A 23,568-nucleotide genomic window follows, 5' to 3' on the forward strand; every position below is an offset into this window, starting at 1 on the left:
CCGGTTCCGTCAGGAGGCGCGCCGGTGCACGGCCATCATGGTGATGTCGTCCGACTGCTCGGCGGGGCCGACGAACGCGCCCAGTACGCCGTCCATGTGGTCGAGGAGTTCCTCGCCGCGCATCGCCGCCTCGGTCAGCTGCTTGATCATCAGGTCGTTGCCGAAGAACCGTCCCGTCTCCGAGCGCGCCTCGGTCACGCCGTCGGTGTAGATGAAGAGGGTGTCGCCGGGGCTGATCTGCGTGTAGCCGAGCGAGAAGGTGACATCGGGGATGACGCCGACGGCCGGCCCGGTCGGTTCGAGGAGCACCGGTTCGGCCCCGTCGGCGCTGACCAGGACCGGCGGGTTGTGGCCGCCGTTGATGTAGACGAGGTTGCCGGTGAGCGGGTCGAGCACGCCGAAGAAGAGGGTGGCGAAGTAGCCCTGCCTGATGTGGTTGCGGGTCAGGTAGTTGTTGGTGCCGACCACCGCGTTGAGCAGCGGGGTCGCCCCGACGACGGGGATCGCGCGGGTCTGCTCCTCCCACACGGTGGCCTCGTTCAGCACATCGGCGGCGATCAGGTTCTGCAGCCCGCTCTGCTCAGCGGTGTGCCGCAGCAGGCTGCGGATCAGCGCCATGAACAGGGCGGCGCCCACCCCCTTGTCGCAGACGTCGGCCACGACCAGGGCCAGCCGGCGCCGGTTGACCAGTTCGAAGACGTCGTAGAAGTCCCCGGCGACGGTGCGGGCCGGCCGGAAGCGGACGTCGATCTCCCAGTGGTCGGGGCTGGGCAGCGTGTCCGGCAGGAAGCCCAGCTGGATCTCCCGGCCGATCTCCAGCTCCCGTTCGTAGCTGAGGAGTTCGGCGTGGGCGGCCACGTCCTCCAGGGTCCGGCTGAACTCGGCGTGCTCGTGGCAGGTGCGCAGCCGGGCACGGACCAGCTCCGGGTGGAACGGGGGCACGAGATAGTCGGTGCCCGCCTGGACGTGTCCGCCGAGCAGGTGCAGATCGTGGTCGGCGAACGCCACGACGGTCGGCTGCTGTCCCTCGTCGTCGAGCCGCCGTACGACGGCCTTCACCGTGGCCGGTGCCAGCCGGGCGGAGACGAGCAGCACCTCGGTCTCGCCGAGCTGGCCCGGCGCCAGTGCGAGCGCCTCGCCCGGGGTACGGCGGCGGACCTCGAACCGCAGCGTCTCCAGCGCGGCCAGCAACTCGGCCGGAGCACGGCGGTGTTCGTCAAGGAGCAGCACCTTCGTGTGTGACATCTCGTCTCATCTATTCGTGGTGGTTGCGGTGGATCGTCAGCACGCTGACGTTGCGCCCCGCCACCAGCTCGTAGTCGAAGCGGTCCACCGCCGTCAGCGCCAGGAAGACCCCGAGTCCGCCGACGGCGCGCCGGGCCAGCGGCACCTCCAGGTCGGGCGGCTTCATTCCGCCGCGCGGGTCGAAGGCCGGGGCGTCGTCGGCGAAGCGCACCCACACCCGGTCCGGGGTGACCCCGCCGTCCACCCAGATGTCGCCCGGCGCCCCGCGGTAGCCGTGCATGACGATGTTGGTCGCCAGTTCGTCGGCCGCCAGCCGCAGCCGGTAGGTCTCGCTGCCGCTCAGCCGGCCCGACCGCCCCAGCTCCAGGACGAACCCGGCGACCAGGTCCAGGGATGCGAGGTCGGCCGGGATCCGCAGCCCCCCGACGGGGGCGGCGAGCGGCGTTCCGGCACAGCCTGCCTCGCACCAGTCGTGCCCGGCAGTGTGTTTGGCCGACGCGGCCCCGGAGTCGATCGCCATCTTCCGCCCCTCTCAGGCGTCGATCAGCTCGATGCTGTGGTCGAAGCCGGCCAGCCGGATGGTCCGGCTCACCGGCTCCGTGGCCCCGATCACGGCGATGCGCACCTCGTCGCCCATCTTCTGGCGGGCGAAGACCAGCGAGCGCAGTCCCGCGCTGGACAGGTAGTCGAGGGCGCGCGCGTCTATCTCCAGGCGCACCGCGCCCTCCTCGGCGGCCTGGTCGACCAGGTCGTGGAAGCGGGGCGCGGTGGACGCGTCGAGTTCGCCCTTGATCTCGATGGTCGCGATGCCCTCGGTCACGCTGAGGATTCCGTCGAACGACATGAACAGCTCTCCTTCTGTGAGGCCTTGCGTGGTGCGGCGTGCGGGCGGCGGATCAGCCGGTGCGCCGGCCGCGGCCGACGAGGATCACCAGCGCGTGCGGGCCGAGGTGGTACCGGCCCGGATGGTGCAGCTCGCTCTCGCCGCCCACCTCGGCCAGGCCGTCGGGCGCGGCGAGCGAGGTGTCGGCGAACAGGTGCCAGGCCTGTCCCTGGGGCAGACCGGGCAGCTCCAGGTCGTGCGGCTCCCAGTGGGCGTTGACGGCGACGTAGACGTGGTCGTCGACGACCGTGCCGCCCTTGGCGTGCCGTCCGCACCGCATCAGGCCGAGCACCCGGCTGTGCGCCGACCAGTCCGGCTCCCAGGCCCGCACGCCGTGCCAGCTGATGTCGGGATAGCCGCTGCCGACCCGGTCGGAGCCGACGGGGTGGTCGGCCGAGCGCAGCACCGGGTGGGCGTGCCGGAAGGCGATCAGGCGCCGGCTGAACTCCAGCAGTTCGGCGTTGGCCTCGACGAGCCCCCAGTCGAACCAGGAGAGCTCGTTGTCCTGGCAGTAGCCGTTGTTGTTGCCGAGCTGGGTGCGCCCGACCTCGTCGCCGGCCAGGATCATCGGAACGCCCTGGCTGGTGAGCAGGATGCCCAGCAGGTTCTTCATCTGCCGCATCCTGAGGCCGCGGACGTGCGCGGAGGCGCTCGGCCCCTCCTCGCCGCAGTTCCAGCTGTGGTTGTCGTTGGCGCCGTCGCGGTTGTCCTCGCCGTTGGCCTCGTTGTGCTTGTCGTTGTACGACACCAGGTCGTTGAGGGTGAATCCGTCGTGTGCGGTGATGAAGTTGACCGACGCCGAGGCGGTACGGCCCCGGTACAGGTCGGGGGAGCCGGCCAGGCGGGTGGCCAGGTCGCCGACCAGGCCCGGCTCGCCCTTGACGAACCGGCGCACCGTGTCCCGGTACTTGCCGTTCCACTCCGACCAGCGGCCGTAGTTCGGGAACGCGCCCACCTGGTAGAGGCCGGCCGCGTCCCAGGCCTCGGCGATCAGCTTGGTGTGGCGCAGGATCGGGTCGTGGGCCAGCTGTTCCAGCAGCGGCGGGTTGGGCAGCGGGGTGCCGTCGGGCGCCCGGTCGAGGATGGCCGCGAGATCGAAGCGGAAGCCGTCGATGTGGTACTCGGACACCCAGTAGCGCAGACAGGACAGCACGAAGTCGCGGACCACCGGGTGGTTGCAGTTGACGGTGTTGCCGGTCCCGCTGAAGTTGTAGTACTCGCCCCGGGGCGTGAGCATGTAGTAGGTGGCGTTGTCCAGGCCCCGGAACGAGATGGTCGGGCCGTGCTCGTTGCCCTCGGCGGTGTGGTTGAACACCACGTCGAGCACGACCTCGATGCCGGCCCGGTGCAGCTCCCTCACGAGGGTCTTGAACTCGTCGGCCTGCATCCCGAACCGGCCCGTGGCCGCGTAGCCGGCCTTGGGCGCGAAGAACGAGACGGTGTTGTAGCCCCAGTAGTTGTGGAGCCGTTCGCCGGTGGCCGGATCGGTACGCGGGTTGTCCAGCTCGTCGAACTCGAACACCGGCAGCAGCTCGACGCAGTTGACGCCGAGGTCCTTCAGGTAGGGGATCTTCTCCCGCAGGCCCGCGTAGGTGCCCGGGGCGCTCACCCCGGACGAGGGATGGCGGGTGAAGCCGCGGACGTGGGTCTCGTAGATCACCAGGTCCGCGGTGGGGATGCCGAGCGGGGTGTCGTCGCCCCAGTCGAAGTCCTCGTCGAGGACCTTGGCCCGGTAGGGGTAGACGTCGTCCCAGTCCGGCTCGCGCCCCCATACGTCCCGGCCGGAGATCAGCCGGGCGTAGGGGTCGCTGAGCACGGCGCCGGCGTCGAACCGGTCGCCGGCCTCCGGGTCGAAGGGGCCGTCGGCGCGGAATCCGTACTCCAGGTTCTCCGCGTCGAGGTCGAAGACCGTCATCGCGTACACGCTGCCGATGCGGAACTCCGGTGGGAACTCCAGTTCGGCGGTGGGGCGGCGGGCGCCCTCCTCGAAGAGGACCAGCCGCATGGAGGTGGCCCGGTCGGAGTAGACGGAGAAGTTGATTCCCCCCGGGACCGGATGGGCGCCGTACGGGAAGGGCCGTCCGGCCCGGACCCGGTAGCCGCCGATCCGGCGGGTGGGGAACGCGTCGACGCGCTCACGTGTCTCCTGGACGGTCATCGGCTCGTGCGTTCCCGTGCCGCGTCCAGGTCTTCCTCGATCTGGAAGAAGTCCAGGAACCCGGTGGCGGACATCACGAACCGGACCTCCTCCGACAGGCCGACCAGGGTCACCGCGGTCTGCAGCTGCTGGGCCCTGCGATGCACGATCAGCAGGGTGCGCAGACCCGCGCTGGAGACGTAGCTGACCCCGCTGAGGTCGATCAGCAGCCGGCTGCCCTGTCCGACGAACGGCAGCAGCTGGGCCTGGAGCCCGCCGGACGTGGTGGAGTTGATCTCTCCTTCGAGGACGACCACCGCGGTGTCGCCCTCGGTGCGGGAACTGAGCTTGACGGTCATGCCGCCACCTCCGTACGGGCCACGGGGGCCAGCCGGACCTTGACCTTGACCCGGCCGGACGTCTCGGGCAGGTGCACGAGCAGGTCCTCGGCGTCGAAGGCGGTGTGCGGCTCGCCATCGATCTCGACGGACTCGATGCGCACGGATCCGCGCGGCAGCAGGTCCGGCGCCACGCGCAGCACCCGGCCCTCGACCAGGGCGGGGTCCGGCTTGAACCAGAAGTCCATGGCGCTGCCCCCCAGCAGCAGGTTGTTGTAGACGGCCGCCAGGTAGCACAGCTCGGCCGAGTGGTACATCGACATCGAGTGGCTGCCCTTGAGCCGCTCGACCCCGAGCAGGTACGGCAGCCCGTTCGCGAGCACGTTGAAGTAGACGGCGCCCTCGTCGTGGTCGAGGAAGAAGGCGTTGTAGAAGGCCTGGGCGTCCCGGGCCTCGCCCTGGAAGTCCGCCCGGCCCGTGATGCCGTGCAGGATGAGGTAGGCGAGGATCGCCTGCTCCTGCTGCCACCACGCCTTGCGGTCGTGCCAGGTGAACCGGTGCCTCTCCTCGCCGTCCACCCGGACCCGCTCCAGCACGTCGTACCAGCCGCCGCGCTGCCGGTCCGCGCCCCACTCGGGCATGGTCTCGCCGAGGGTCGTGGCCAGCTCCAGATAGCCCTCCTTGGGACGCAGCGAGTGCATCCGCATCAGGTTCCAGGCGATCTTGAGGTTGTGGCCGACGACCGCCCGGTTCTGCTGCCAGCCGTGCGTGGTGTCGTGGGACCAGTCCTTGTGGAACCGTTCCTGCACGAAGGGGCTGTGCTCCGGGTCGGGGAAACGGGTGGTGATGGTGTCGAAGGTGTACTCCAGCATGTCGGCGTACGTCTTCTCACCGGTGGCCAGGTACAGGTTGATCAGATAGGCCGGTGCGTGGTCGCCGACGGAGTTCCAGTTCTTGCGGGCCCGGTTGGGGCCGAGCGACTCGTGCTCCGGGCTGAGCAGGATCGGGTCGATGTGCGAGAAGTAGCCGCCGTGCTCCGGGTCCAGGTAGAACCGGTCGAAGAGCCGGATCGTGGCGTCCGCGTCGGCCTTGATCCGGGGGTCGCCGGTGATCCGGTACGTCTGGACCGGACCGGCCAGCGCGTAGATCTGCTCGTACGCGGGCAGCGCGTCGTAGTCGTCGGAGAACTCCGAGGTGAACAGCTTGGTCTCGACGTCCCCGTCGACCTTGAGGCCGTGGTACCAGTACACGACGTTCTCGTCGGCGTCCACGAACCGCATGTGCTCGCGCAGGTACTCGGTGCCCCGCTCGGCGATCTCCAGGTACTCGTCGTCGCCGGTCAGCAGGAACGCGGACGCCATGCCGTACACCAGCCGGGAGATGGTGTCCGTCTCCTGGACGTGGCTGGCGGTCTTCTCGCCGCTGAGCCGTATCTCCGTGCGGTACCGGGTGAAGTCGATGGGCCCGTCGCCGAACTGGGCCTTGCGGTAGAAGGCGGCGATCTCGCGGATCTGCCGGACCCACCAGCCGGCCTCCTCGAACCGGTGGTCGTCCGCCTGCCGGCCGGTGAAGACCAGCCGCTTGGCCTCGAACCGCAGCCCGTCCGCGTGCGGGTAGAAGACGCCGTACGCCAGGACGTAACGGCCCTCCTCCAGCAGGGAGTCGATGTGGCCGCTGGCGTCCTGGTAGGGCTCCCCGAGGTTGTGCAGCAGCTCGGCGCCGGGACCGCCGTCCAGGGAGACGTCGAAGGGGCGGCCGTCGGCGGTGACGAGCGTGAAGACGCGCGCCTCGCGGTCGAATCCGGCCACCCGGCCGGCGATGGTGTCGGAGAACGTGAAGTTGACGGTGTCGGACATGGTCACACCCTTCGCATTATGATTTTGAATTCGTCCGGGACTGATGAACCATCGAATCTCCCGTTCTTGACATTCCGCGAACTGTCACATCTTCAGCGGGCTCGTATCCGCAGGACAAAGAGCGGTCGCGGACTTCCTGAACTTTCAATACTGTTGCCGGATCTCTTCGGTGAGACGGCGGACCGCGGCGAGCGGAATGGGCAGCCAGGCGGGCCGGTTGTGGGCCTCGTACACCGCCTCGTAGACGGCCTTGTCCGCCTCGAAGGCGCGCACCAGCAACGGGGCGCGGCGCGGATCCTGGCCGCCCCCGGCGGCGTAACCGGCGCAGTACGCCTGCCGGTTGTGCACCGCCCAGGCCGTGGCCCGGCGGGCCCACCCGGCCGCACGCGGCTCGTCGGGTCCCGGCTCGCCGGGCGGCCGTCCCAGCACCTCGGACAGGGCGTGGTGGGCCGCGTAGTCGAAGGAGCGCAGCATCGCCGCCACGTCACGCAGGGCCGGCTGCGGCCTGCGGCGTTCCTCGGGCGAGTGCCCGGGTTCGCCCTCGAAGTCGATGAGCACCCAGCCCTGCTCGGTGCGCAGCACCTGCCCGAGGTGCAGATCGCCGTGGATCCGCTGGACCAGCGGCGGCCGGTCCCCGAGGACGCTCTCCCGCAGCCCCTCGTGCAGCGCCCGCAACGCGTCGGCGTACGGAGCCAGGTCGGGCACCGCCCGCAGTCCCTCCGCCAGCCGTTCGCCCAGCAGGTCGAGCAGGGCCGTGCCCTCCGGCCCGCCGATCGGCCGGCTGCCCAGCTGCTCGGCGAGCGCGGTGTGCACCCGGGCGGTGGCGAGGCCCAGCCGGTACGACTCCTCGGCGAAGCCGCCGAGCGGTGCCTCGGTGCGGTCGCCGCCCGTCAGGCAGGCGCGGGCCTGGCCGGTGGCGGCCGCCCAGCCGTCCCCGCCCGAGCGCACGAACTCCTGCACGATGCCGAGGGTGAGCGCGCCCACCGGCGACTCCGCCGTGGTGTGCACCTGGGCGAGCGGCGCCGCGCTCGGCACGGAGCCGGCCCGCTGCAGCGCGCCGAGCAGCTCCAGCTCCGGGCTGGTCCCGGGCACGGGCCGGCGCAGCACCTTGAACATCGCCCGGTCCGCGAAGGCCACCGAGGTGTTGGACTGCTCCGCCGTGCTCGCCACTCCGGGGACCCCGAGCGGCAGTTCGCTCCCCGGCAGGCACTCGAAACGCACCGGGCCGTGCCCGTCCGCGCCGAAGCGTTCCAGCAGCCTGGTCATCAACTCCGGCTCCTGCGTCGCCTCGTACAGTGTCAGGGCCGGCCCGCCGGGCGCGGACAGCCGTCCGATCACCGCCTCGGACGGCACCGGGGCAGGCCCCCGGCACATCCCGATCAGCGCCTGGTACGGCCCGTCCGCCCCGGCGTCGAACACCGCGACCAGGAGCGCCGGATCACCGGGCAGCACCCGCTCCAGAAGCCGTGTGGTGACGAGCGGCGCCCCGGCGTCCTTGCCCGCGAACCAGCGCCGTCCCGGCAACCAGCCCGCAAGCAGCCCGTCCAGCGCCACCCGCACCCGCTCCAACTCCGCGTCCACGAGAGTCGTCACGCCACCCACACCCCCATCCGCACCAGCGGTGGAATGACACCGAGGCACGCGCCCACCGGCAGCAAGCCCCGCACCGCGCACGCCCGCTCCGTATCCATCAGGTTCGTCACGCCGCCCGCGCCCCCGACCGCACACGAGGCACAGACATCCGCACCGGCGGCGGGAAGTCCCCGAGGCACGTGCCCACCGGCAGCCGAGCCACAGCACACGCCCGCTCCAGCTCCGTATCCACGAGATGCGTCACGCCGCCCACACCCCCGACCGCTCATGTCGCTCAGGCACCGCCACCGATGACGCGAAGGCACCGAGGCACGTGCCCACAGGCAACCCGCCGCGCACCGCGCACGCCCGCTCCGTGTCCACCAGGTTCGTCATGCCGCCCGCGCCCCCATCCGCTCGCGAGGCGCGGGGATCCGCACCGGTGGCGGCCAGGCCTCGGTGTGCGGGGCCGTGGACAGGACCGTGGCCGCGTGGGCCAGCGAGACCATCGTCATGTGGTGGTGCCAGCCGCGGAAGGAGCGGCCCTCGAAGTCCCGGATGCCGAGCCCCTCGCTGACCTCTGCCAGGTCACGCCTGACCCGGTGCCCGAGCATGGCGGTGCGGTAGACCGTGCCGAGCTGGGACTGCGGCAGGTTCGACAGCCAGTACTCGCTCGGCGTGCGCCGCGCCGGATCCCGCCAGGCGCCGACCAGGATCAGCTCCTGCTGGTCGGCGGGGACCGGCCGGGGGGCGCCTGGGCCCGTCCGGCGCAGCAGGACCCGGGCGGCGCCGACCGACGTGGCCCGCAGGGCGTCCGCCTCGTGGTCGTACCACTCCACCGGCAGGCACTGCCGGCTCAGCTCCGGGACCAGGGCGAGCGGGGAGCCGGGCGGGCACGGCGCGCCCGTGTCCTCGGCCACCGGCTCCGGCCGTCCGGCGCGCGGCGAGGGCCGCAGCGCCCGCAGCGCGACGCCCCGGGCCGCCGGGTCGATCCGCACCACGAAGGGCATACGGCGTTCCAGCAGCATCGCGCAGATGCCGTACGCGTCGCTCTCGCGCAGGTCCATCACCACCGGCCGGTGCGGCAGACCCCAGTCCCCGGCCATCGCGGACACCGCCTCCACCGCGCACTGCTCGGGCGGGCAGGAGCCGACGTCCGCCGGGATGCAGGCCCGGCGGCGCAGCGCGGCCTCGCCCGCCCAGCTCTCGGGCAGCGCGAGCCGCCAGTCGACCGGACACGATCCCCGGTCGGCGGCGAGCCACACCCCGACCGCCTGCTGACAGTTGACGACCCGTCCGTACTGCGAGACCCACCGTCGCTCCACGCCCACCGAGTGCTGACCCACCTTGGAGATCACCAGCGGGTGGACCACCCAGGCGCGCGGCTCCAGCCGCAGCAGCAGGTCCGCCAGCTCCCGGCGGACCGGCTCGGCGGCCCACGGGGACTTGGTGATGAACTGGTAGAGGCTCTGTTCCACGCCGCCGCCGGCACCGTCGGCGATCGCCCGCATCGTCTTCCTCCCGGAGACGGAGAGCAGGCCTCTCACATAAAGCTCGCCCCAACGCCTCTGGTCGCTGCGCGGAATGGATCTGAACGTGCGGGAAATGATCTCGGAGATCACGGTCTCCGAGATCACGTTTTCGGAGATCACAGTCTCGGAGATCGCGGTCTCGGAAATCTCGGCGGACTCCACCATTTGACGTTCGCCGGGCATGACTCGGCCCTCTCTGGAATGCGTGAGGTTTTCGCCCGGGGCCGGCGCCGCGGACGCGGTGTGCGTCCGCCGGGGCGCCGGCCCCGGCAGGGACCCGCCGGCTCAGGGGGGTGGAGCCGACGGGTGTGCGGGACGGGGCGGGCGGTCGGGGGTGGACCCGCCTCGTCGTCCGTGCGGCCCCGGACCGGGGCCGCGCTGTTCGGGCCTGCCGGACAGGCCTACGGCCGCAGGGCCGGCAGCGGGTCCGGGCTCAGCCGGCGGAACAGCGGTTCCCAGTCCGCGGGGGCCGCGCCCGGCTCGTTGTAGACCTCGAAGGTGCGGTCCACGGCCGCCGGGGAACCCAGCGCCCGGACACACGCCTCGGCCACCGCGGCGCGCGAGACCCAGCCGTCACCGCGGTCGTCCTGCTCCAGCCGGACACCCGTGCCCGCGCTGCCGTCGTCGGCCAGCCAGCCCGGCCGTACGACCGTGTAGGCGAACCCCGAGTCCCGTACCGCGTCCTCGCCGCGCAACCGCCAGTCGAGCAGCCGCCCGTAGGCGTTCATCGGATGCTCACGGCGGGTCACGAAGATCTGGCTCACCAGCACGAACCGCGGCCGGACCGGATAGTCGGCGACCGCCGCCAGCACGTTGCGCACTCCGCTGTGCACGGTGCTCTCCGGAGAGTCCGGACCGGAGTCGGCGGTACCCGGCTCCACGCTGAACACCACGGCGGCACAGCCGCGCAACGCGGGCACCAGCGTGTCCGCGTACCGTACGTCCGCCTGCCACAGCTCGGTCCCCGGCGGCGGGGCAGCTCCTCGTTCCGGGTGCCGGCTGACCACCCGGACCCGCTCGCCCTCCTCGGCCAGTCTCCTGGTCACGAGGGAGCCGAGCCGGCCGGCTCCGCCGATCACCGCTATGGGGCCGTGCATGTGCATGATTCCCCCTATGTGTCTGACACCTGTCGTCCCCCGCCGGGTCACACCCAGCGCAGGACGTCGTCGGCGCTCGTCAGCGCGGTCGCCGCGGGCACGCCGGTGAGCGTGGGCACCCTCAGCCGCGGATAGACGGTGACGCCGCGGAAGCGGGACCCGGGACGCAGTACGGCGCCGTCGCCGATCGCCGTGAGCCCCTCCAGCCGGGTGGGCCGGCCGCGTTCCGAATGGATCACCGCCATCGGCCCGACGTAGCTCTCCGAGACGTCGGCGTGCGCGCCGATCACCGCGGACTCGCCGACGGCGGAGTGCACGAGCGTGCTGCCCTCACGGATCTCGGCCCCGTCGCCGACGTCCGTGTGCTCCAGCCGTACGCCCGGTCCGATCTCGACGTCATGGCCGATGCGCACCCCGGGGCCGATCAGTACCGACCCCTCCTCGATCTTCTGGGCGAGAGTGGTGCCGGTCAGGTCGTCCTTCGTCTGCAGGCTGCTCTCGTGGATCAGCCGGTGCGATCCGGTCTGCCCGGACCGCACCATGAGCCGGTTCATCTGCTCGTACTCCCCGTCGAGCACGAGCCGCAGCGTGTGCAGATAGTCCTGTACGTTTCCCAGGTCGCCGAGTCTGCCGATGGCGTGGGCGGCGACCGGGTGGCCGTGCCGGGCCAGCCAGGGCAGCAGGTCCCCGCCCCAGTCCAGCCGCTGGTGGGACTGCCGGAACAGCTCAGGTTCCCGGGCCAGCAGCCGCAGTCGGCCGCAGTCCACCAGGTACATACCGGCGTTGGTGGGCAACGTCGCCCGCCCGTCGGCGACCGCGTCCGGGAACAGCTCGCTCAGCCGGGCGGCGGCCGGCTTCTCGACGAAGTCCGTCACCAGCCCTCGTGCGTCGGTGTGCATCACCCCGTACTTGCCGGCGATCTCCCGGGCCGTCCGCTCCACCGCGGCCACCGTCACGACGGCTCCGCGCCGCTCGTGCGTGGCCCGCAGGGCCTCCAGGTCGAAGTCGAAGAGCGAGTCGACCGGCAGCACCAGGGCCTGGCCCTGGAGATCCCACTGTTCGAGGTTGTGCAGCGTGGCTCCGGCCGAGCCCACGTTGTAGCGGTCCAGGCGCGAGCGGGAGTATCTGACGTCCACCCCGTGCCGCTCGCCGTGGCCCAGCAACAGCTTGATCTGATGACGGTTCTCCAGACCGTGGGCCACCACATAGAAACGGCGGATGCCCTGGTCCCTGCAGGCCTCCACGACCCATTCGATGAGCCGCTTTCCGACGAACGGAATGAGTGCCTTGCTGCGAATGTAGTCGGACGATTCAAGAGTGATGGGCTTGGCCCGCTCACCCCTGCCGCCCGCGAGAATGATGCCGACGGTCTCCGGATTCCGACGAGGCACTTTCGCTTCCCCCTGTGAGTGCGTCGGACGTCCGCCCGGACCTTCGGTCAGCCCCATTCCGGGTCGTGGTCAGGGACGTTGGCCGACATTGCGGTCGACGTGACGTGCCCGGCCTGCTCGGCCGACTGGGCACCGAGTCCGAGGAGGAGCATGAGAGCGAATATCGCGCCGAATCGCTTGACAGTCGTTCCTTTGGAATTCATGAGGATTCCCTCCCAGGTGGCTGATAGGTGTTGTTGCCTTCGCCTCGAGAAGCATGACGCAGTGACCGGCCGGATTTCTTCGCTTGGTAGCCTCGTGATCGCGCATTGCGCATTTCTGAAGGGGGAACGAATGTGCAGGAAGTCGGACAATCTCTCCCATACCAATGTGGTCAGGCTCTGCGACGAAGGTTTGGCCCGCTACCGGGAAGCGCTCTCGAAAGGTCCGATTGATGGCGATGTCCCTGACTGCCTCGTCGAACTGGGCCTGATGCGGCCCCTGGCCGAAAATCCGCGGATCATGGGCGTGGTGCCGCCCGACATCGCGGTGAGCGAGTTCTGCCGCCCCATCGAACGCGCCATCCTCGTCCAGCAGCAGGCCGTGGCGGCCGTCCGCGAGGCGCTGAGCGCCGCGGAGGACGTCTACCGCGAGGAGCAGGGGACGGCCTCCGCGGACATCCGTCTGCTGCACGGCGAGGACGTCATCAGCGCGGCACTCCAGAAGTCGGCGGACGCCTGCCGTACGGAACTGCTGACCGCCCAGCCCGGCGGCGGAAGGGCGACCGCCCTCCTCAGCAAGGCCCTGCGCCGCACCCTGGAGCTGTCCGAACGGCACATCCGCCAGCGGACGCTGTACCAGCACTCGGTCCGCACGCACGGCCCCACCCTCGGCTACATCGAGCAGGTCACCGCCGTGGGCGTCGAAGTACGCACGCTCGACGAGCTCTTCGACCGCCTGATCATCTTCGACCGCAAGATCGCCTTCATCCCCGATCCGCGGCACGACCTCAAGACCACGGCCCTGACGATCGAGCATCCCGCGATCGTCCACTACTTGGCCACGGTCTTCGACCACGCCTGGCAGCGCGCGGAACCGCTGAGCATCACCCAGGAACAGGCACGGCCCCCGCTGATGACCGACGAGACCCGGCGCACCGTCCTGCGCCTCATGATCGAGGGCCACACCGACGCGGCGATCGCCAAGCGCCTGGGCATCAGCGCCCGCACGGTCTCCACCCACATAGGCCGGGCCTCGGAGGCCCTGAACAGCAAGAGCCGAGCCCAACTGGCCTACGCCCTGGCCCAGTCCCGCCTCCTGGAGGACCCCCTGGCCTGACCCCGCCCCCGGACCCGCCGGCCCCCGACGGCGAGTCCACCCCGCGGGAGCAGCACAGGTGCGGGTGAGAACCGCATCCCGAACGGCCCGGACCTCATCCGGCGAAGCCGAGGCCGAGGCCTGCTACCCGACCGCCGCAGCGGCCAGCACCTCCGCCACGTCGGCGCCCCCGCCCCCCACCGCCGCCGGAACTCCCCGCACGGAGTCCTCCGGCAGCCGATCCCGCAGCGCCCGCACCACCGGCCCCAGCAGCCGCGGCGCGGCAACCACCACCGACGTCCCCGTCCACGCGCCGAGTTCCGCCACCGCGGCGGACAACCGGGCGTCGTCCAGGTAGACGAGGTGCGCATGCCCCAGCCCCGGCGCCGCCGCGCGCGCGGCCAGCGCCAGCCGCGTACCGGCCTCACCGACGGAGATCAACCGCGCCGCGGCCACCGAAGGCTCGCTCGACTCCCAGGAGAGATCCGTCCCCGGCCCGCCGCCGAGCACCAGACAGTGCGGCCGCCCGGACCGCACCGCCTGCCGCACCACGGCCCGCGTCTCCTTCTCGCCGCAGGGCACGGCCAGCGGTATCCCGGACAGCCCCCGCACCTCGTCGTACCCCTCGGGGAACTTCTCGGGCGGCATCACCACCGTGGCGCCCGCCTGCAGACAGTCCCGCCACAAGGTCCGCGGCACCGCCACCCGGCCCTCCACCGCGCCCGGCGTGACGACCACGAACGGCCTGAAGCCCGCCGCCCCCAGCCCCGTCACCATCTGCGTCAGCACGGAGCCCGCGTTCGGCAGCGAGAAGTAGCGGTCCGGATGGGCCGCTTCGAACGGATGGTCGTTCCTGTTGCGGGGCAGCGTCTCCAGGCAGACGACCCGGCCGTCCCGCCCTGCGACAGCCGTCAGCTCACTACGAAAGGCGTCCCGTCCGGAGAGGGTCACCACCACACCACTTTCCCCCGTCTGCGGGCCCCGGCGGCCGTGTCCGGCCGCACCGTGCCCGCGTTCAACTGCTCGCAGAGCGACCGGCAGCGGGACATGCACACCCCGCCCCTGCGGTCACCGGGCCGCCTCCCGCCCGGCATCGGAACGCGCCCCGCCGGCCGACAGGCCACACGCGGCGATCGCCCGGATCGCGCGCCCGGCGGTCATCACCGGCACTTCCGGCAGCCGTCACCGGCGCTGTCGGCAGCCATCGCCGGCACTTCCGGCAGCCTTGACCGGCATTCCCGCCAGCCGTCATCGCACTTCGCCGGTCAGCCGCGCCCCGCGCCGTCGTCCGCGCCGATCTCCAGCAGCAGGTGCTCGACGACGTCGTCGCCGTACTCCCCCTCGACCAGCTCCACGGACCCCACCACCTCCAGGTGCCGCCCGTACTCCCGGGCGAACTCACGCAGTTCGCCGAGGACACCACGACTGCTGAAGTGCAGCAGCGCCCGACCGCCCGGGGCGAGCAGCAACGGGGCCTCGGCGACATAGCGCCGGTGCGCGCGGTAGCCCGGATCCACATAGGCGCGCTCGTGCATGGAACCGTACGTGTAGTCCTCGGGCGCACGGACGTAGTTGGAGCTCCAGAAGACCGTGTCGAAACGTTCCTCCCGAAGTTCCGAGAACAGATCGCTCCGTACGGCCCGCACCCGGTCCGCCACCCCGTGGCGGGCCGCGTTGAGCGCCGCGTTCTCTACCGCCCGCGGGTTCACGTCGGCGGCGACCACCCGCTCGCACCCGGCGAGCGCGGCGCACACGGCGATGACACCGGTACCGCAGCCGATCTCCAGGAACGAACCGCTCCAGCCGCCCCGGCCCGCCTGCCCGAGACCCAGCAGATCGAGCGCGACCGCCGTCGACGGAGAGAAGACGGGGGCAAACACTTCGTCAAGAAGGTCCCACCGCAAGCCCAACAACTCGAACTCAACCGGCCGATCCGGGCGCGTCAGCGACAACCTGCTGCGCTCCAGCGACCGTACGAAACTCTGTGTTCCCACCATGTCTCAGTCCCCCCGCCGGACATTCCGTGACCGCGGCACCGTCGACTCACCGGCCCGCTGTCCTGGCTTATTGTCGGGTCACCGAGCGCGACGTGGGAATGTGCAGGGGTAACCGCTGCACACCGGGCGGATGGTGCTCCGGTCACAGCGGGATGGACCCAGGCAGGCAATTTCAGCCAAAGATCAGCTCAATAGTACTGGTTCCAGCCATCATTGACGCCTGTCATGCACGCAATCTAGGTTCACGGAGGTTCCGGAGAGCCACGCGCTGCAGGCGCCGCGGATCAAACAGGGGGTGGGGTCTATGCGGCACACGGACGACTTCGTACAGGACGAACTACTCAGACTTCTCGAACTGCTCGCCGGCGAAGCCCCGCCCGACCGCTTCGAACCTCCCCCCAAGACCGCCGCCGGCCCGCCGGTGCCGCCCGAGTCCCTGGCCGTCCTCGACCGCGCGCGGACCCTGGCCCTGGACGTCCACGGCCTGTTCGCCCGCCGCCAGCAACGCGAGGCCGCGCTCGCGGCACTCGTGGACACCGCACGCGAACTCACCCTCCCGTACGACGTGGACGCGCTGCTCCAGGTGATCACCCGGCGGGCTCGGCTGCTCCTCAACTTCGACATGGCGTGGATCACCCTCCAGGACGCCGACGGCCTGTCCTACGTCCGGGAGTCCGACGGCCATGTCTCCACCATGACCCCGGGGTTCGCGGTCCCGGCCAAGGGCGGCGTCGGCAACGCGGCGGCCGACTGCTCCGCCCCCTTCTGGACCGCCGACTACCTCAACGACGACCGCTTTCCGCACTCGCCGGCCACCGACGAGGTGGTCTTGTCGGAGGGCTTGCACGGTGTGATGGCGGTGCCCCTGAAGGAGGGCAGCGACACCTTCGGCGCGCTCTACGGCGCCGACCGCTCGGTGCGCCATCTCACACCCGACGAGATCACCCTGATGTCCTCCCTGGGCGACCTCGCCTCCCTGGCCATCAAGAAGGCCCGGCTGCTCGCCCAGACCCGCTCCGAGATCAGCGAACGCGAACTCGACGCCTCCCGGGCACTGGAATCCGCCACGGCCGAGCGCCTGGTCAACAGCGTCCACACCCGGCTGATCGACATGGTGCTGAGCGGCTGCGAGCTCGGCGAGGTGACCGCCCGCGCCGCGGCCGAGCTGGGCGGCGCCCTGATGGTGCGCGACGCCACCGGCCGGACCGTGGCGGTCACGGACGGCTTCCCGGACTTCGACGAGGCGGAGCTGTTCCAGCGGACGCTGGACGCCCACGCCGAACTCGCCCCCATCCGCTCCGCGGACGGACTGTGGCTGTGCCCGGCCACCGCGGGCCGCGAAGTGCTCGGCACGCTGATCCTGGCCACCGACGGCCCGGCCATCGACTACCAGCTACGGCTGCTGCGGGCCACGGCCCAGTCCACCGCGGTCCTGCTGCGCATCGAGGCCGGTGCCGAGACCTCCGCCGACGGGGGCCGCAGCCGGCTGCTGCAGGACCTGATCACCGACTCGCCCCGCTCGCCCGAGCAGCTCGCGGTGCACGCCCGACGCCTCGGCGTCGCCCTGGACGACCCCCACGTGGTGCTCATCGCCCGGCCGGACGGCGGGGCGAGCGGCCGCGCCCTGGTCTGGGCCTCGTCGTACGCCCACCGGATGGCCGGACTGCAGACCATCGTGAACGACTGCCTGGTCCTGCTGATCCCGGGCACGGACTCGGGGGCCGCGGGACGGGCGGTCACCGCCGAGCTGACCTCGGTGACCGGGCGCCGGGTCACGGTCGGCTCGGCCGGACCGGTGGCCCGGCCGAGCTCGGTCCACGCCACGTACGAGGAGGCCAGGCGGTGCCTGGAGGCGCTCACCGCGCTCGGCACCGACGGGGGCAGCGCCTCGGCACAGGAACTGGGCTTTCTCGGTCTGCTGCTCGCGGACAACCCCGACATCACGGCCTTCGTGCAGACCACGATCGGCCCGGTGATCGCCTACGACGGCCGGCACTGCACCGATCTGGTGCACACCCTGGAGGCCTACTTCGCGTCCGGCGGCAGCCCCCGCCGCGCCGCCGAGGCCCTGCACGTGCACCCCAACACGGTCTCCCGGCGCCTGGAACGGATCACCGACCTCCTGGGCCCCAGCTGGCAGGAACCCATGCGGGCCCTGGAGGTACAACTGGCCCTGCGCCTCCAGCGCACCCGGCACGCGGTCCGCTAGCCCCCCTGTCCGCCTGATGAATCGGTCCACCAGGCGCCTGGCGAAACGAAACGGCTGCGGGCCCCGGATGATCCGGGGCCCGCAGCCGTGTTCGTTCACCGGCGCAAAGGCCGGTCACTCAGCACTCAGTCGTTCCGTCAGCCGTTGCGCTTCCAGCGCGGCTTGTCCTCGCGGCGGCCGACGGAGCCGTTGCCACGGTGGTCGTCACGGCGGCCGTAGGGGCGCTCGTGGCCGCCGGCGCGGAAGCCGGGACGGTCGTCGCGGCGGTCGCGGTTGAAGGGACGGTCGCTGCCCCGGTGCCCGCCGCGCTCGTCCCGGCGGAAGCCGCCACGGTCGTCACGGCGCTCGAAGGAACGGCCACCACGGTCGTCACGACGGTCACGGTCGAACGGACGGCGGTCGTCGCGGTCGAAAGGACGGCGGTCGTCACGGCGCTCGAAGCCGCGCCCACCGCGCTCACCGCGCTCACCACGGTCGTCACGGCGCTCGAAGGAACGGCCACCACGGTCGTCACGACGGTCACGGTCGAACGGGCGACGGTCGTCGCGGTCGAACGGACGGCGGTCGTCGCGGCGCTCGAAGCCCCGGCCACCACGGTCGCCCCGCTCCTCACGACGCTCGAACCCACGGTCACGGTCGAACGGACGGCGGTCGTCACGGCGGTCGTCGCGCCGCTCGAAGCCACGGCCACCGCGGTCACCGCGGTCGTAACCACCGCGCTCGCCCCGCTCACCACGGTCCCGGTCGAAGCCGCCGCGCCGCTCCCGGCGCTCGTACGGCGCCGAAGCCGCCGGACGCTCCTCGCGCTCGGCCTCCCGCCGCTCCGGCTCCTCGGCCACGGCCACGAGCTCCTCCGCCGCCGTCGCCTGGGCCTCGGCCACCGCGGCCTCCGGGTCCTCGCCGCGCTCGCGGGCGACCCGGGCGACCAGCCGGTCGGCCTCCTCGCGCAGCTCGGTCGCACGGCGCTGGGCGCGCTCCAGCTGCTTGGTGAGCTGGGCGACCTCACGCTCGGCCTGCTGGGCGGCGTTGGCGGCGGACTCGGACTGGACCTCGGTCATGGAGCGGGCGCCGGTGATCTCGGCGACCTCCGGGTCGAAGGCGGCGCCGCCCTGGATGATGTGGCGGGCCGCGTCGACGCCGGCGTCCTCCATCAGACGGAAGATCTGGCGCCGCTGGTGCGGCAGGGAGAGCGACACGACCGTGCCGGTACGGCCCGCACGCGCGGTACGGCCGGCCCGGTGCAGGTAGTCCTTGTGGTCGCCGGCCGGGTCCACGTTCAGGACCAGGTCGATGCCGTCGACGTGGATGCCGCGGGCGGCGACGTCGGTGGCGACCAGGACGTTGACGTAACCGTCCTTGAAGTCGGCCAGGGTGCGGGTACGGGCGCCCTGGGTCATGCCGCCGTGCAGCGCGTCGGCCTTCACACCCGCGTCGCGCAGCTGCTCGGCGACGCGGTCGGCGCCCAGCTGGGTGCGGACGAAGATGATCGTGCGGCCCTTGCGGGAGGCGATCGCGGCGGTGACCGGCGCCTTGTCCTTGGGCTTCACGATGAGGATGTGGTGCGACATGGTCGTCACCGCGCCCTGCGCCGCGTCCACCTCGTGGTGGACGGGGTTGTTCAGGTAGCGGTCGACCAGGGTCTTGATCTCGTTCTCCATCGTGGCGGAGAAGAGCATGCGCTGGCCGCCGGCCGGGACCTGGTCGAGCAGCTCGGTGACCTCGGGCAGGAAGCCCAGGTCGGACATCTGGTCGGCCTCGTCGAGGACGGCGATCTGGACGTCCTGGAGGGAGCAGGCGCCGCGGTTGATGATGTCGCGCAGGCGGCCCGGGGTGGCGACGAGGATGTCGACGCCGCGCTCCAGGGCGTAGATCTGGTTGCCCATCGAAGTGCCGCCGCAGACGACCTTCATCTTCAGGCCGACGACGTCGCCGTACGGCTGGAGGGCGTCGGCGACCTGCATGGCCAGCTCGCGGGTCGGGGTGAGGATGACGGCACGGGGCCGCTTCTTCTCGGTACGGCCGCCGGCCAGCTGGGCCAGGGTCGGCAGACCGAAGGAGAGCGTCTTGCCGGAGCCGGTGCGGCCACGGCCGAGGATGTCCTTGCCGGCCAGGGCGTCCGGGATGGTCGCGGCCTGGATCGGGAAGGGGGTCGTCACGCCGTTCTGCGCGAGCTTGCGCACCACGCCCTCGGGCAGGCCGAGGTCGGCGAAGGTGATCTGGGGGGTCTGGGTCTGGGGGGTGTCAGCGGCCTCGGGGGCCTCGGTGACCTCGCCCGTCGCGTCGGTGAGCTCCTTGTCGAGCTCATCGAGCTCGTTGAGCTCGTTCTCGGACACGACGAACTGATCAGTACTGGACACGGACATGCGAATGCGAAACCTTCCGGAGTCTCGTCGGCACGCGCCCGTCAACTCCGTGATTCGCTCACGACCGCCTCAATGCGGTCCGCCACGGCAAGGGAGAGTACGCGCCACACGGCGCGCTCTGTGGTGGCGCCGGGCAAATGGGATCAAACGATCTACCACCATACGCACCCACCACCCCTGAAGGCAAACCGGCTCCATATCCGCAGGTGAGCCCCGTCCCCGGCACCGCCCGGGATCACGCCCCGACGCCCTCACCGGGTGCCGGCGCCGGTTCGCGCTGGACGAGCTGGGTGCCCGTCGCCTCGTGGGCCGAGGAGGACGGCTCGGCCGACGGGGGCTCGGAGGTCGCCGGCGGCGGGGTGGAGGCGGGCGGCTGGGGCGGAGCGGAGGTGGCGGGCGGCGTCGGCGGGGCGTTGGTCGGTGCCGGATCCCCCGGGTCGGAGGTCCTGCCGGGCTTGCCGGGCTTCGCCGAGGCCGCGGGCGAACTGCCCTCGCCGGACGGGGCGGAGTCCGACGGGGAGGCCGACTCCTCCCCGGGCTTCTTCTTGCCGTCGTGCTTGTGTTTGCCGTCACCGGCCGCGCCACCATGCCCGCCGAAGCCGCCGGCACCGTCCACCGGGCCGCCCTCGGGCGCCTGGCCACCGTGCCGCCCCGCCGAGTGCGGGGGCCGGGCCCGGCCCGCGTCGTCACCCACGTTCACACAGCCGGCGGCAGCGGCGAGGGTCAGCACCGTGACGGTGAGCCGGACGGGTACGGACAAGGGGCGCACGGCGGCCACCTCCGGAGGCAAGGAAAGGAGTCAACCTCCCCAACTCCCGCCGCCCACAAGAGGACACGCGCCCCGCAAGCCTCCGACGCGGACGCCCCACCCTCACCCGTACCCGAGGGTGTGCAGCCGGGCGTCGTCGATGCCGAAGTGGTGAGCGATCTCATGCACCACGGTCACCTCGGTCTCCACGACGACGTCCTCGCGTGACGCGCACATCCGCAGCGTCGGCCCGCGGTAGATGGTGATCCGGTCCGGCAGCACACCCGCGTACCACTCGCCCCGGTCGGTCAGCGGCGTGCCCTCGTACAGTCCGAGCAGCTCGGGGTCGCCGGCGGGCGGTTCGTCCTCGACGAACACCGCCACGTTGTCCATGAGCCGCATCAGCTCCGGCGGGATCCGGTCGAGCGCCTCGGCGACCAGTTCCTCGAAGTCCTCGCGCGTCATCTCCAGCACAGGGCCATTGTCCGGTACAGGACCCCGTACGAGAGCGGTACGGCGCCGCATATCCGCCCCGGTCCATGGGCATACGGCACCAATGGTCCGCGTCCCTGTCGCAGCCCTCCGCACGATGACGAACCGCATGCGCAGCACGGCGAACCATCTGCGCCCCCGCCGCCGCGGCGCCCGCCCGCTTCCCGTGCTGGAACTCGCCGCCCGGCCCCGCCCCTGGCTGCGCGCCCTCGGCCTCACGGCCGTCGTCCTCCTCGGCGCCTGGCTCGGCCTGCTGATCGTCGGAAACGTACGGGCCCCGGTCGGCCCCATGAACACGACGATGGCGCTGCGCCCGTCACTCACCGGCGGCACGAAGATCAACGTCTCGCCACTGGGCGCGCTCACCCTGGACAGCCATGTGGCGCCCGTCCGCCTGGACGTCAACGTGGACCAACTGGACCCGCTCCGCGCCCAGGCCCTGGTCGACCACCCCGAGCGGATCTCCGGCCTGCAGGACGAGGTCGCCAAGGACGTCGAGCACGGCACGCTGGACCTGGCCGTGCGCTCCTGCATCGCCGTGGTCGCCGGCGCCACGGCCCTCGGCCTCGCGGTGTACCGCAGCCCCCGCCGCGCCCTGGCCGCCGGCGGTCTCGCGCTGGCCCTGCTCGCCGCGTCCGGGGCGAGCGCGTACGCCACCTGGAACCCGAAGTCGGTCCTGGAACCGAAGTTCTCCGGGCTGCTCAGCTCGGCGCCGGCGGTGGTCGGCAACGCGCGCAGCATCGTCACCGACTTCGACGTCTACCAGAAGGAGCTGGCCCGCCTGGTGACGAACGTGACGAAGCTCTACGACGTCACGTCCACACTCCCGGCCTACCAGCCGGACCCCTCCACCATCCGGGTTCTGCACGTGTCGGACATCCACCTCAACCCGGCGAGCTGGAAGATCATCGCCTCGCTGGTGGAGCAGTACCAGGTGAACGTGATCGTCGACTCCGGCGACACGATGGACCACGGCATCGCGGCGGAGAACGGCTTCCTGGACCCGATCCGGGATCTGGGCGTGCCGTACGTCTGGGTGCGCGGCAACCACGATTCCCGGATCACCCAGCGCTATCTGGAGCGGATGAAGAACGTGCACGTCCTGGACGACGGCCGAGCGCAGACGGTCGCGGGGCTGCGGTTCGCGGGCATCGGCGATCCGCAGTTCACCCCCGACCGCTCGGTGGTGCCCGGCGGGGACGCGGCCGAGCGGCTGGCGGGCGACCGGCTGGCCAGCGCCCTGCGCGACCAGCGGGCGACCGGCACCCCGGTCGATGTCGCGATCGCCCACGAGCCCTCGGCGGCCCGTGAGACGGACGGCGCGGTGCCGCTGGTGCTGTGCGGCCATCTGCACCACGAGGGGGACGAGATGCTGCCGTACGGCACCCGGCTGCGCATGGAGGGTTCCACGGGCGGGAGCGGGCTGCGGGCGGTGGAGCACAAGTACCCCGCGCCCATCGAGGCCTCGATCCTCTACTTCGACCGCGACAGCCACCGTCTCCAGGCCTGGGACGCGATCAAACTGGGCGGACTGGGGGAGACGACGGCCGAGGTCAGCCGCCATCTGGCGGACGAGAACCGACCTCGGACCATGCCTTCCCCGGGCACCCCGTCCCCCTCTTCCCCCACCTCGTCCGCCCCCTCGCCGTAAACCGTTTTGGCGATACTCCCCGCCATCCCATATGCTTCTCACGTCCCCGACGCGCTGAGAAGCGCCCAGGCGGGCCGATAGCCCTCATCGTCTAGCGGCCTAGGACGCCGCCCTTTCAAGGCGGTAGCACGGGTTCGAATCCCGTTGGGGGCACGCAATACCGTGTGCGACACTGTTGCACGCAAGCTTGGTCCTGTGGAGCAGTTTGGAGTGCTCGCCACCCTGTCAAGGTGGAGGCCGCGGGTTCAAATCCCGTCAGGACCGCTGGTGTTTCACGTGAAACACCATGGCTGGGTAGCTCAGTTGGTACGAGCGTCCGCCTGAAAAGCGGAAGGTCGCCGGTTCGACCCCGGCCCCAGCCACAGCCAGAAAGCCCCGTTCAGCCGAACGGGGCTTTCGTTGTCTTGGGACTCGGGGAGGCAACGGTGGGGGACACCGACCTGGAGAAGGTCCGGGCGCGGTACGGACTGCTCGCGGTCATCGTCAGCAATCTCGCGATCGTCGCGGTCGCGACCGTCGGGGTATGGCGGCTCGACGGGGACAAGTCCGTGATCGTCGGCATCCTGACCGCCGCGTTCACCGCCATGAGCAGCATGACGACCGCCTACCTGGGCATCAAGGCCGTCGCCAACACCGCGAAGTCGATCGGCCTCAGCGGCGCGACGCCCCCGCGGCAGAGCGAACCGGCCCCCTCCGCAGCGCCCGCTCAGCGCACTCCCTAGGCAGCGCGGGCAAATCGTTCGCGTGTTTTTCCGGCGGGG

At 71.4% G+C, this 23,568-nt stretch carries 19 protein-coding genes and 3 tRNA genes; 7 read left to right on the plus strand and 15 right to left on the minus strand.

The genetic code is table 11. The annotated features are described in order from the left end of the window. Window positions 1–9: 9 nt before the first annotated feature. The 10 genes from SRB17_RS18115 to SRB17_RS18160 form a co-directional block, all read right to left on the minus strand. A complete protein-coding gene (locus SRB17_RS18115) occupies window positions 10–1,245 on the minus strand; it encodes a PP2C family protein-serine/threonine phosphatase (protein ID WP_153540039.1) in 1,236 nt (411 codons plus the stop codon). 10 nt (window positions 1,246–1,255) lie between these two features. Further along, window positions 1,256–1,765, minus strand: a complete 510-nt coding sequence (locus tag SRB17_RS18120; protein ID WP_153540041.1) for an ATP-binding protein — start codon at window positions 1,763–1,765, stop codon at window positions 1,256–1,258. Window positions 1,766–1,777: 12 nt separating this feature from the next. Continuing rightward, on the minus strand, window positions 1,778–2,089 hold the full coding sequence (locus SRB17_RS18125) for an STAS domain-containing protein (RefSeq protein WP_153540043.1): 312 nt from the start codon (window positions 2,087–2,089) through the stop codon (window positions 1,778–1,780). Between the two features lie 52 nt (window positions 2,090–2,141). Next, window positions 2,142–4,286, minus strand: coding sequence for a glycogen debranching protein GlgX (glgX, locus tag SRB17_RS18130; protein ID WP_153540045.1), 2,145 nt, complete (start codon window positions 4,284–4,286; stop codon window positions 2,142–2,144). Next, window positions 4,283–4,624 carry an STAS domain-containing protein gene (locus SRB17_RS18135; protein WP_153540047.1) on the minus strand — a complete coding sequence of 114 codons (342 nt, stop codon included), beginning with the start codon at window positions 4,622–4,624 and terminating at the stop codon, window positions 4,283–4,285. Before SRB17_RS18135 ends, glgX begins: the two co-directional genes overlap by 4 nt. Then, window positions 4,621–6,459 carry an AGE family epimerase/isomerase gene (locus tag SRB17_RS18140; protein ID WP_153540049.1) on the minus strand — a complete coding sequence of 613 codons (1,839 nt, stop codon included), beginning with the start codon at window positions 6,457–6,459 and terminating at the stop codon, window positions 4,621–4,623. The genes SRB17_RS18135 and SRB17_RS18140 overlap by 4 nt, the downstream gene beginning before the upstream one ends. Window positions 6,460–6,603: 144 nt before the next feature. Continuing rightward, window positions 6,604–8,052: a maltokinase N-terminal cap-like domain-containing protein gene (locus SRB17_RS18145; protein WP_153540051.1), complete on the minus strand. Its 1,449-nt coding sequence runs from the start codon at window positions 8,050–8,052 to the stop codon at window positions 6,604–6,606. A 371-nt stretch (window positions 8,053–8,423) separates the two neighbouring features. Continuing rightward, entirely contained in the window at window positions 8,424–9,746 is a 1,323-nt protein-coding gene (locus SRB17_RS18150) for a transposase (RefSeq protein ID WP_153540053.1), read from the minus strand. A gap of 218 nt (window positions 9,747–9,964) precedes the next feature. After that, on the minus strand, window positions 9,965–10,666 hold the full coding sequence (locus tag SRB17_RS18155; RefSeq protein WP_228396128.1) for an SDR family oxidoreductase: 702 nt from the start codon (window positions 10,664–10,666) through the stop codon (window positions 9,965–9,967). Window positions 10,667–10,707: 41 nt separating this feature from the next. Beyond that, window positions 10,708–12,051, minus strand: a complete 1,344-nt coding sequence (locus SRB17_RS18160) for an NDP-sugar synthase (protein WP_323375845.1) — start codon at window positions 12,049–12,051, stop codon at window positions 10,708–10,710. A gap of 471 nt (window positions 12,052–12,522) precedes the next feature. On the opposite strand from SRB17_RS18160, the gene SRB17_RS18165 reads away from it, so the two are divergent. Further along, window positions 12,523–13,368, plus strand: coding sequence for a helix-turn-helix transcriptional regulator (locus SRB17_RS18165; RefSeq protein WP_228396129.1), 846 nt, complete (start codon window positions 12,523–12,525; stop codon window positions 13,366–13,368). 123 nt (window positions 13,369–13,491) lie between these two features. Here SRB17_RS18165 and SRB17_RS18170 read toward each other — a convergent pair whose 3' ends face one another. Both SRB17_RS18170 and SRB17_RS18175 read right to left on the minus strand, forming a co-directional pair. Then, complete coding sequence (locus SRB17_RS18170; RefSeq protein ID WP_153540059.1) at window positions 13,492–14,298, minus strand: transketolase; 807 nt, start codon at window positions 14,296–14,298, stop codon at window positions 13,492–13,494. A gap of 314 nt (window positions 14,299–14,612) precedes the next feature. Further along, entirely contained in the window at window positions 14,613–15,227 is a 615-nt protein-coding gene (locus tag SRB17_RS18175; RefSeq protein WP_323375847.1) for a methyltransferase, read from the minus strand. Between the two features lie 421 nt (window positions 15,228–15,648). Between SRB17_RS18175 and SRB17_RS18180 the strand changes: the two genes are divergently transcribed. Beyond that, entirely contained in the window at window positions 15,649–17,553 is a 1,905-nt protein-coding gene (locus SRB17_RS18180) for a helix-turn-helix domain-containing protein (protein WP_153540063.1), read from the plus strand. Between the two features lie 137 nt (window positions 17,554–17,690). On the opposite strand, the gene SRB17_RS18185 is transcribed toward SRB17_RS18180, so the two are convergent. From SRB17_RS18185 to SRB17_RS18195, 3 genes are all read right to left on the minus strand, one after another. Then, the gene (locus tag SRB17_RS18185; protein WP_153540066.1) at window positions 17,691–19,916 is read right to left on the minus strand and encodes a DEAD/DEAH box helicase; all 2,226 of its coding nucleotides are present in this window, start codon (window positions 19,914–19,916) and stop codon (window positions 17,691–17,693) included. A gap of 235 nt (window positions 19,917–20,151) precedes the next feature. After that, a complete protein-coding gene (locus tag SRB17_RS18190; protein WP_323375848.1) occupies window positions 20,152–20,685 on the minus strand; it encodes a hypothetical protein in 534 nt (177 codons plus the stop codon). Window positions 20,686–20,787: 102 nt separating this feature from the next. After that, window positions 20,788–21,138, minus strand: a complete 351-nt coding sequence (locus tag SRB17_RS18195) for a metallopeptidase family protein (protein ID WP_323375850.1) — start codon at window positions 21,136–21,138, stop codon at window positions 20,788–20,790. An 82-nt stretch (window positions 21,139–21,220) separates the two neighbouring features. Here SRB17_RS18195 and SRB17_RS18200 point away from each other — a divergent pair, with 82 nt between their 5' ends. The 5 genes from SRB17_RS18200 to SRB17_RS18220 all read left to right on the plus strand — a co-directional run bounded on the left by SRB17_RS18200 (window position 21,221) and on the right by SRB17_RS18220 (window position 23,529). After that, complete coding sequence (locus SRB17_RS18200; RefSeq protein ID WP_194294053.1) at window positions 21,221–22,807, plus strand: metallophosphoesterase family protein; 1,587 nt, start codon at window positions 21,221–21,223, stop codon at window positions 22,805–22,807. An 80-nt stretch (window positions 22,808–22,887) separates the two neighbouring features. Then, window positions 22,888–22,960 (plus strand) — tRNA-Glu (locus SRB17_RS18205). Window positions 22,961–22,996: 36 nt separating this feature from the next. Continuing rightward, window positions 22,997–23,071, plus strand: a tRNA-Asp gene (locus SRB17_RS18210). 24 nt (window positions 23,072–23,095) lie between these two features. Then, a tRNA-Phe gene (locus tag SRB17_RS18215) sits at window positions 23,096–23,169 on the plus strand. Window positions 23,170–23,232: 63 nt separating this feature from the next. After that, a complete protein-coding gene (locus SRB17_RS18220; RefSeq protein WP_323375851.1) occupies window positions 23,233–23,529 on the plus strand; it encodes a hypothetical protein in 297 nt (98 codons plus the stop codon). Window positions 23,530–23,568: the final 39 nt, after the last annotated feature.

The sequence above is a fragment of the Streptomyces sp. RB17 genome, from assembly GCF_009604455.1.
GTDB lineage: Bacteria > Actinomycetota > Actinomycetes > Streptomycetales > Streptomycetaceae > Streptomyces.

Bases quoted from the DNA above. Each gene is read 5' to 3' on its own strand.
- SRB17_RS18115 (WP_153540039.1), bottom strand. From the start codon at position 1,245: ATGTCACACACGAAGGTGCTGCTCCTTGACGAACACCGCCGTGCTCCG.
- SRB17_RS18120 (WP_153540041.1), bottom strand. From the start codon at position 1,765: ATGGCGATCGACTCCGGGGCCGCGTCGGCCAAACACACTGCCGGGCAC.
- SRB17_RS18125 (WP_153540043.1), bottom strand. From the start codon at position 2,089: ATGTCGTTCGACGGAATCCTCAGCGTGACCGAGGGCATCGCGACCATC.
- glgX (WP_153540045.1), bottom strand. From the start codon at position 4,286: ATGACCGTCCAGGAGACACGTGAGCGCGTCGACGCGTTCCCCACCCGC.
- SRB17_RS18135 (WP_153540047.1), bottom strand. From the start codon at position 4,624: ATGACCGTCAAGCTCAGTTCCCGCACCGAGGGCGACACCGCGGTGGTC.
- SRB17_RS18140 (WP_153540049.1), bottom strand. From the start codon at position 6,459: ATGTCCGACACCGTCAACTTCACGTTCTCCGACACCATCGCCGGCCGG.
- SRB17_RS18150 (WP_153540053.1), bottom strand. From the start codon at position 9,746: ATGCCCGGCGAACGTCAAATGGTGGAGTCCGCCGAGATTTCCGAGACC.
- SRB17_RS18155 (WP_228396128.1), bottom strand. From the start codon at position 10,666: ATGCACATGCACGGCCCCATAGCGGTGATCGGCGGAGCCGGCCGGCTC.
- SRB17_RS18165 (WP_228396129.1), top strand. From the start codon at position 12,523: ATGCGGCCCCTGGCCGAAAATCCGCGGATCATGGGCGTGGTGCCGCCC.
- SRB17_RS18180 (WP_153540063.1), top strand. From the start codon at position 15,649: ATGCGGCACACGGACGACTTCGTACAGGACGAACTACTCAGACTTCTC.
- SRB17_RS18185 (WP_153540066.1), bottom strand. From the start codon at position 19,916: ATGTCCGTGTCCAGTACTGATCAGTTCGTCGTGTCCGAGAACGAGCTC.
- SRB17_RS18200 (WP_194294053.1), top strand. From the start codon at position 21,221: ATGGTCCGCGTCCCTGTCGCAGCCCTCCGCACGATGACGAACCGCATG.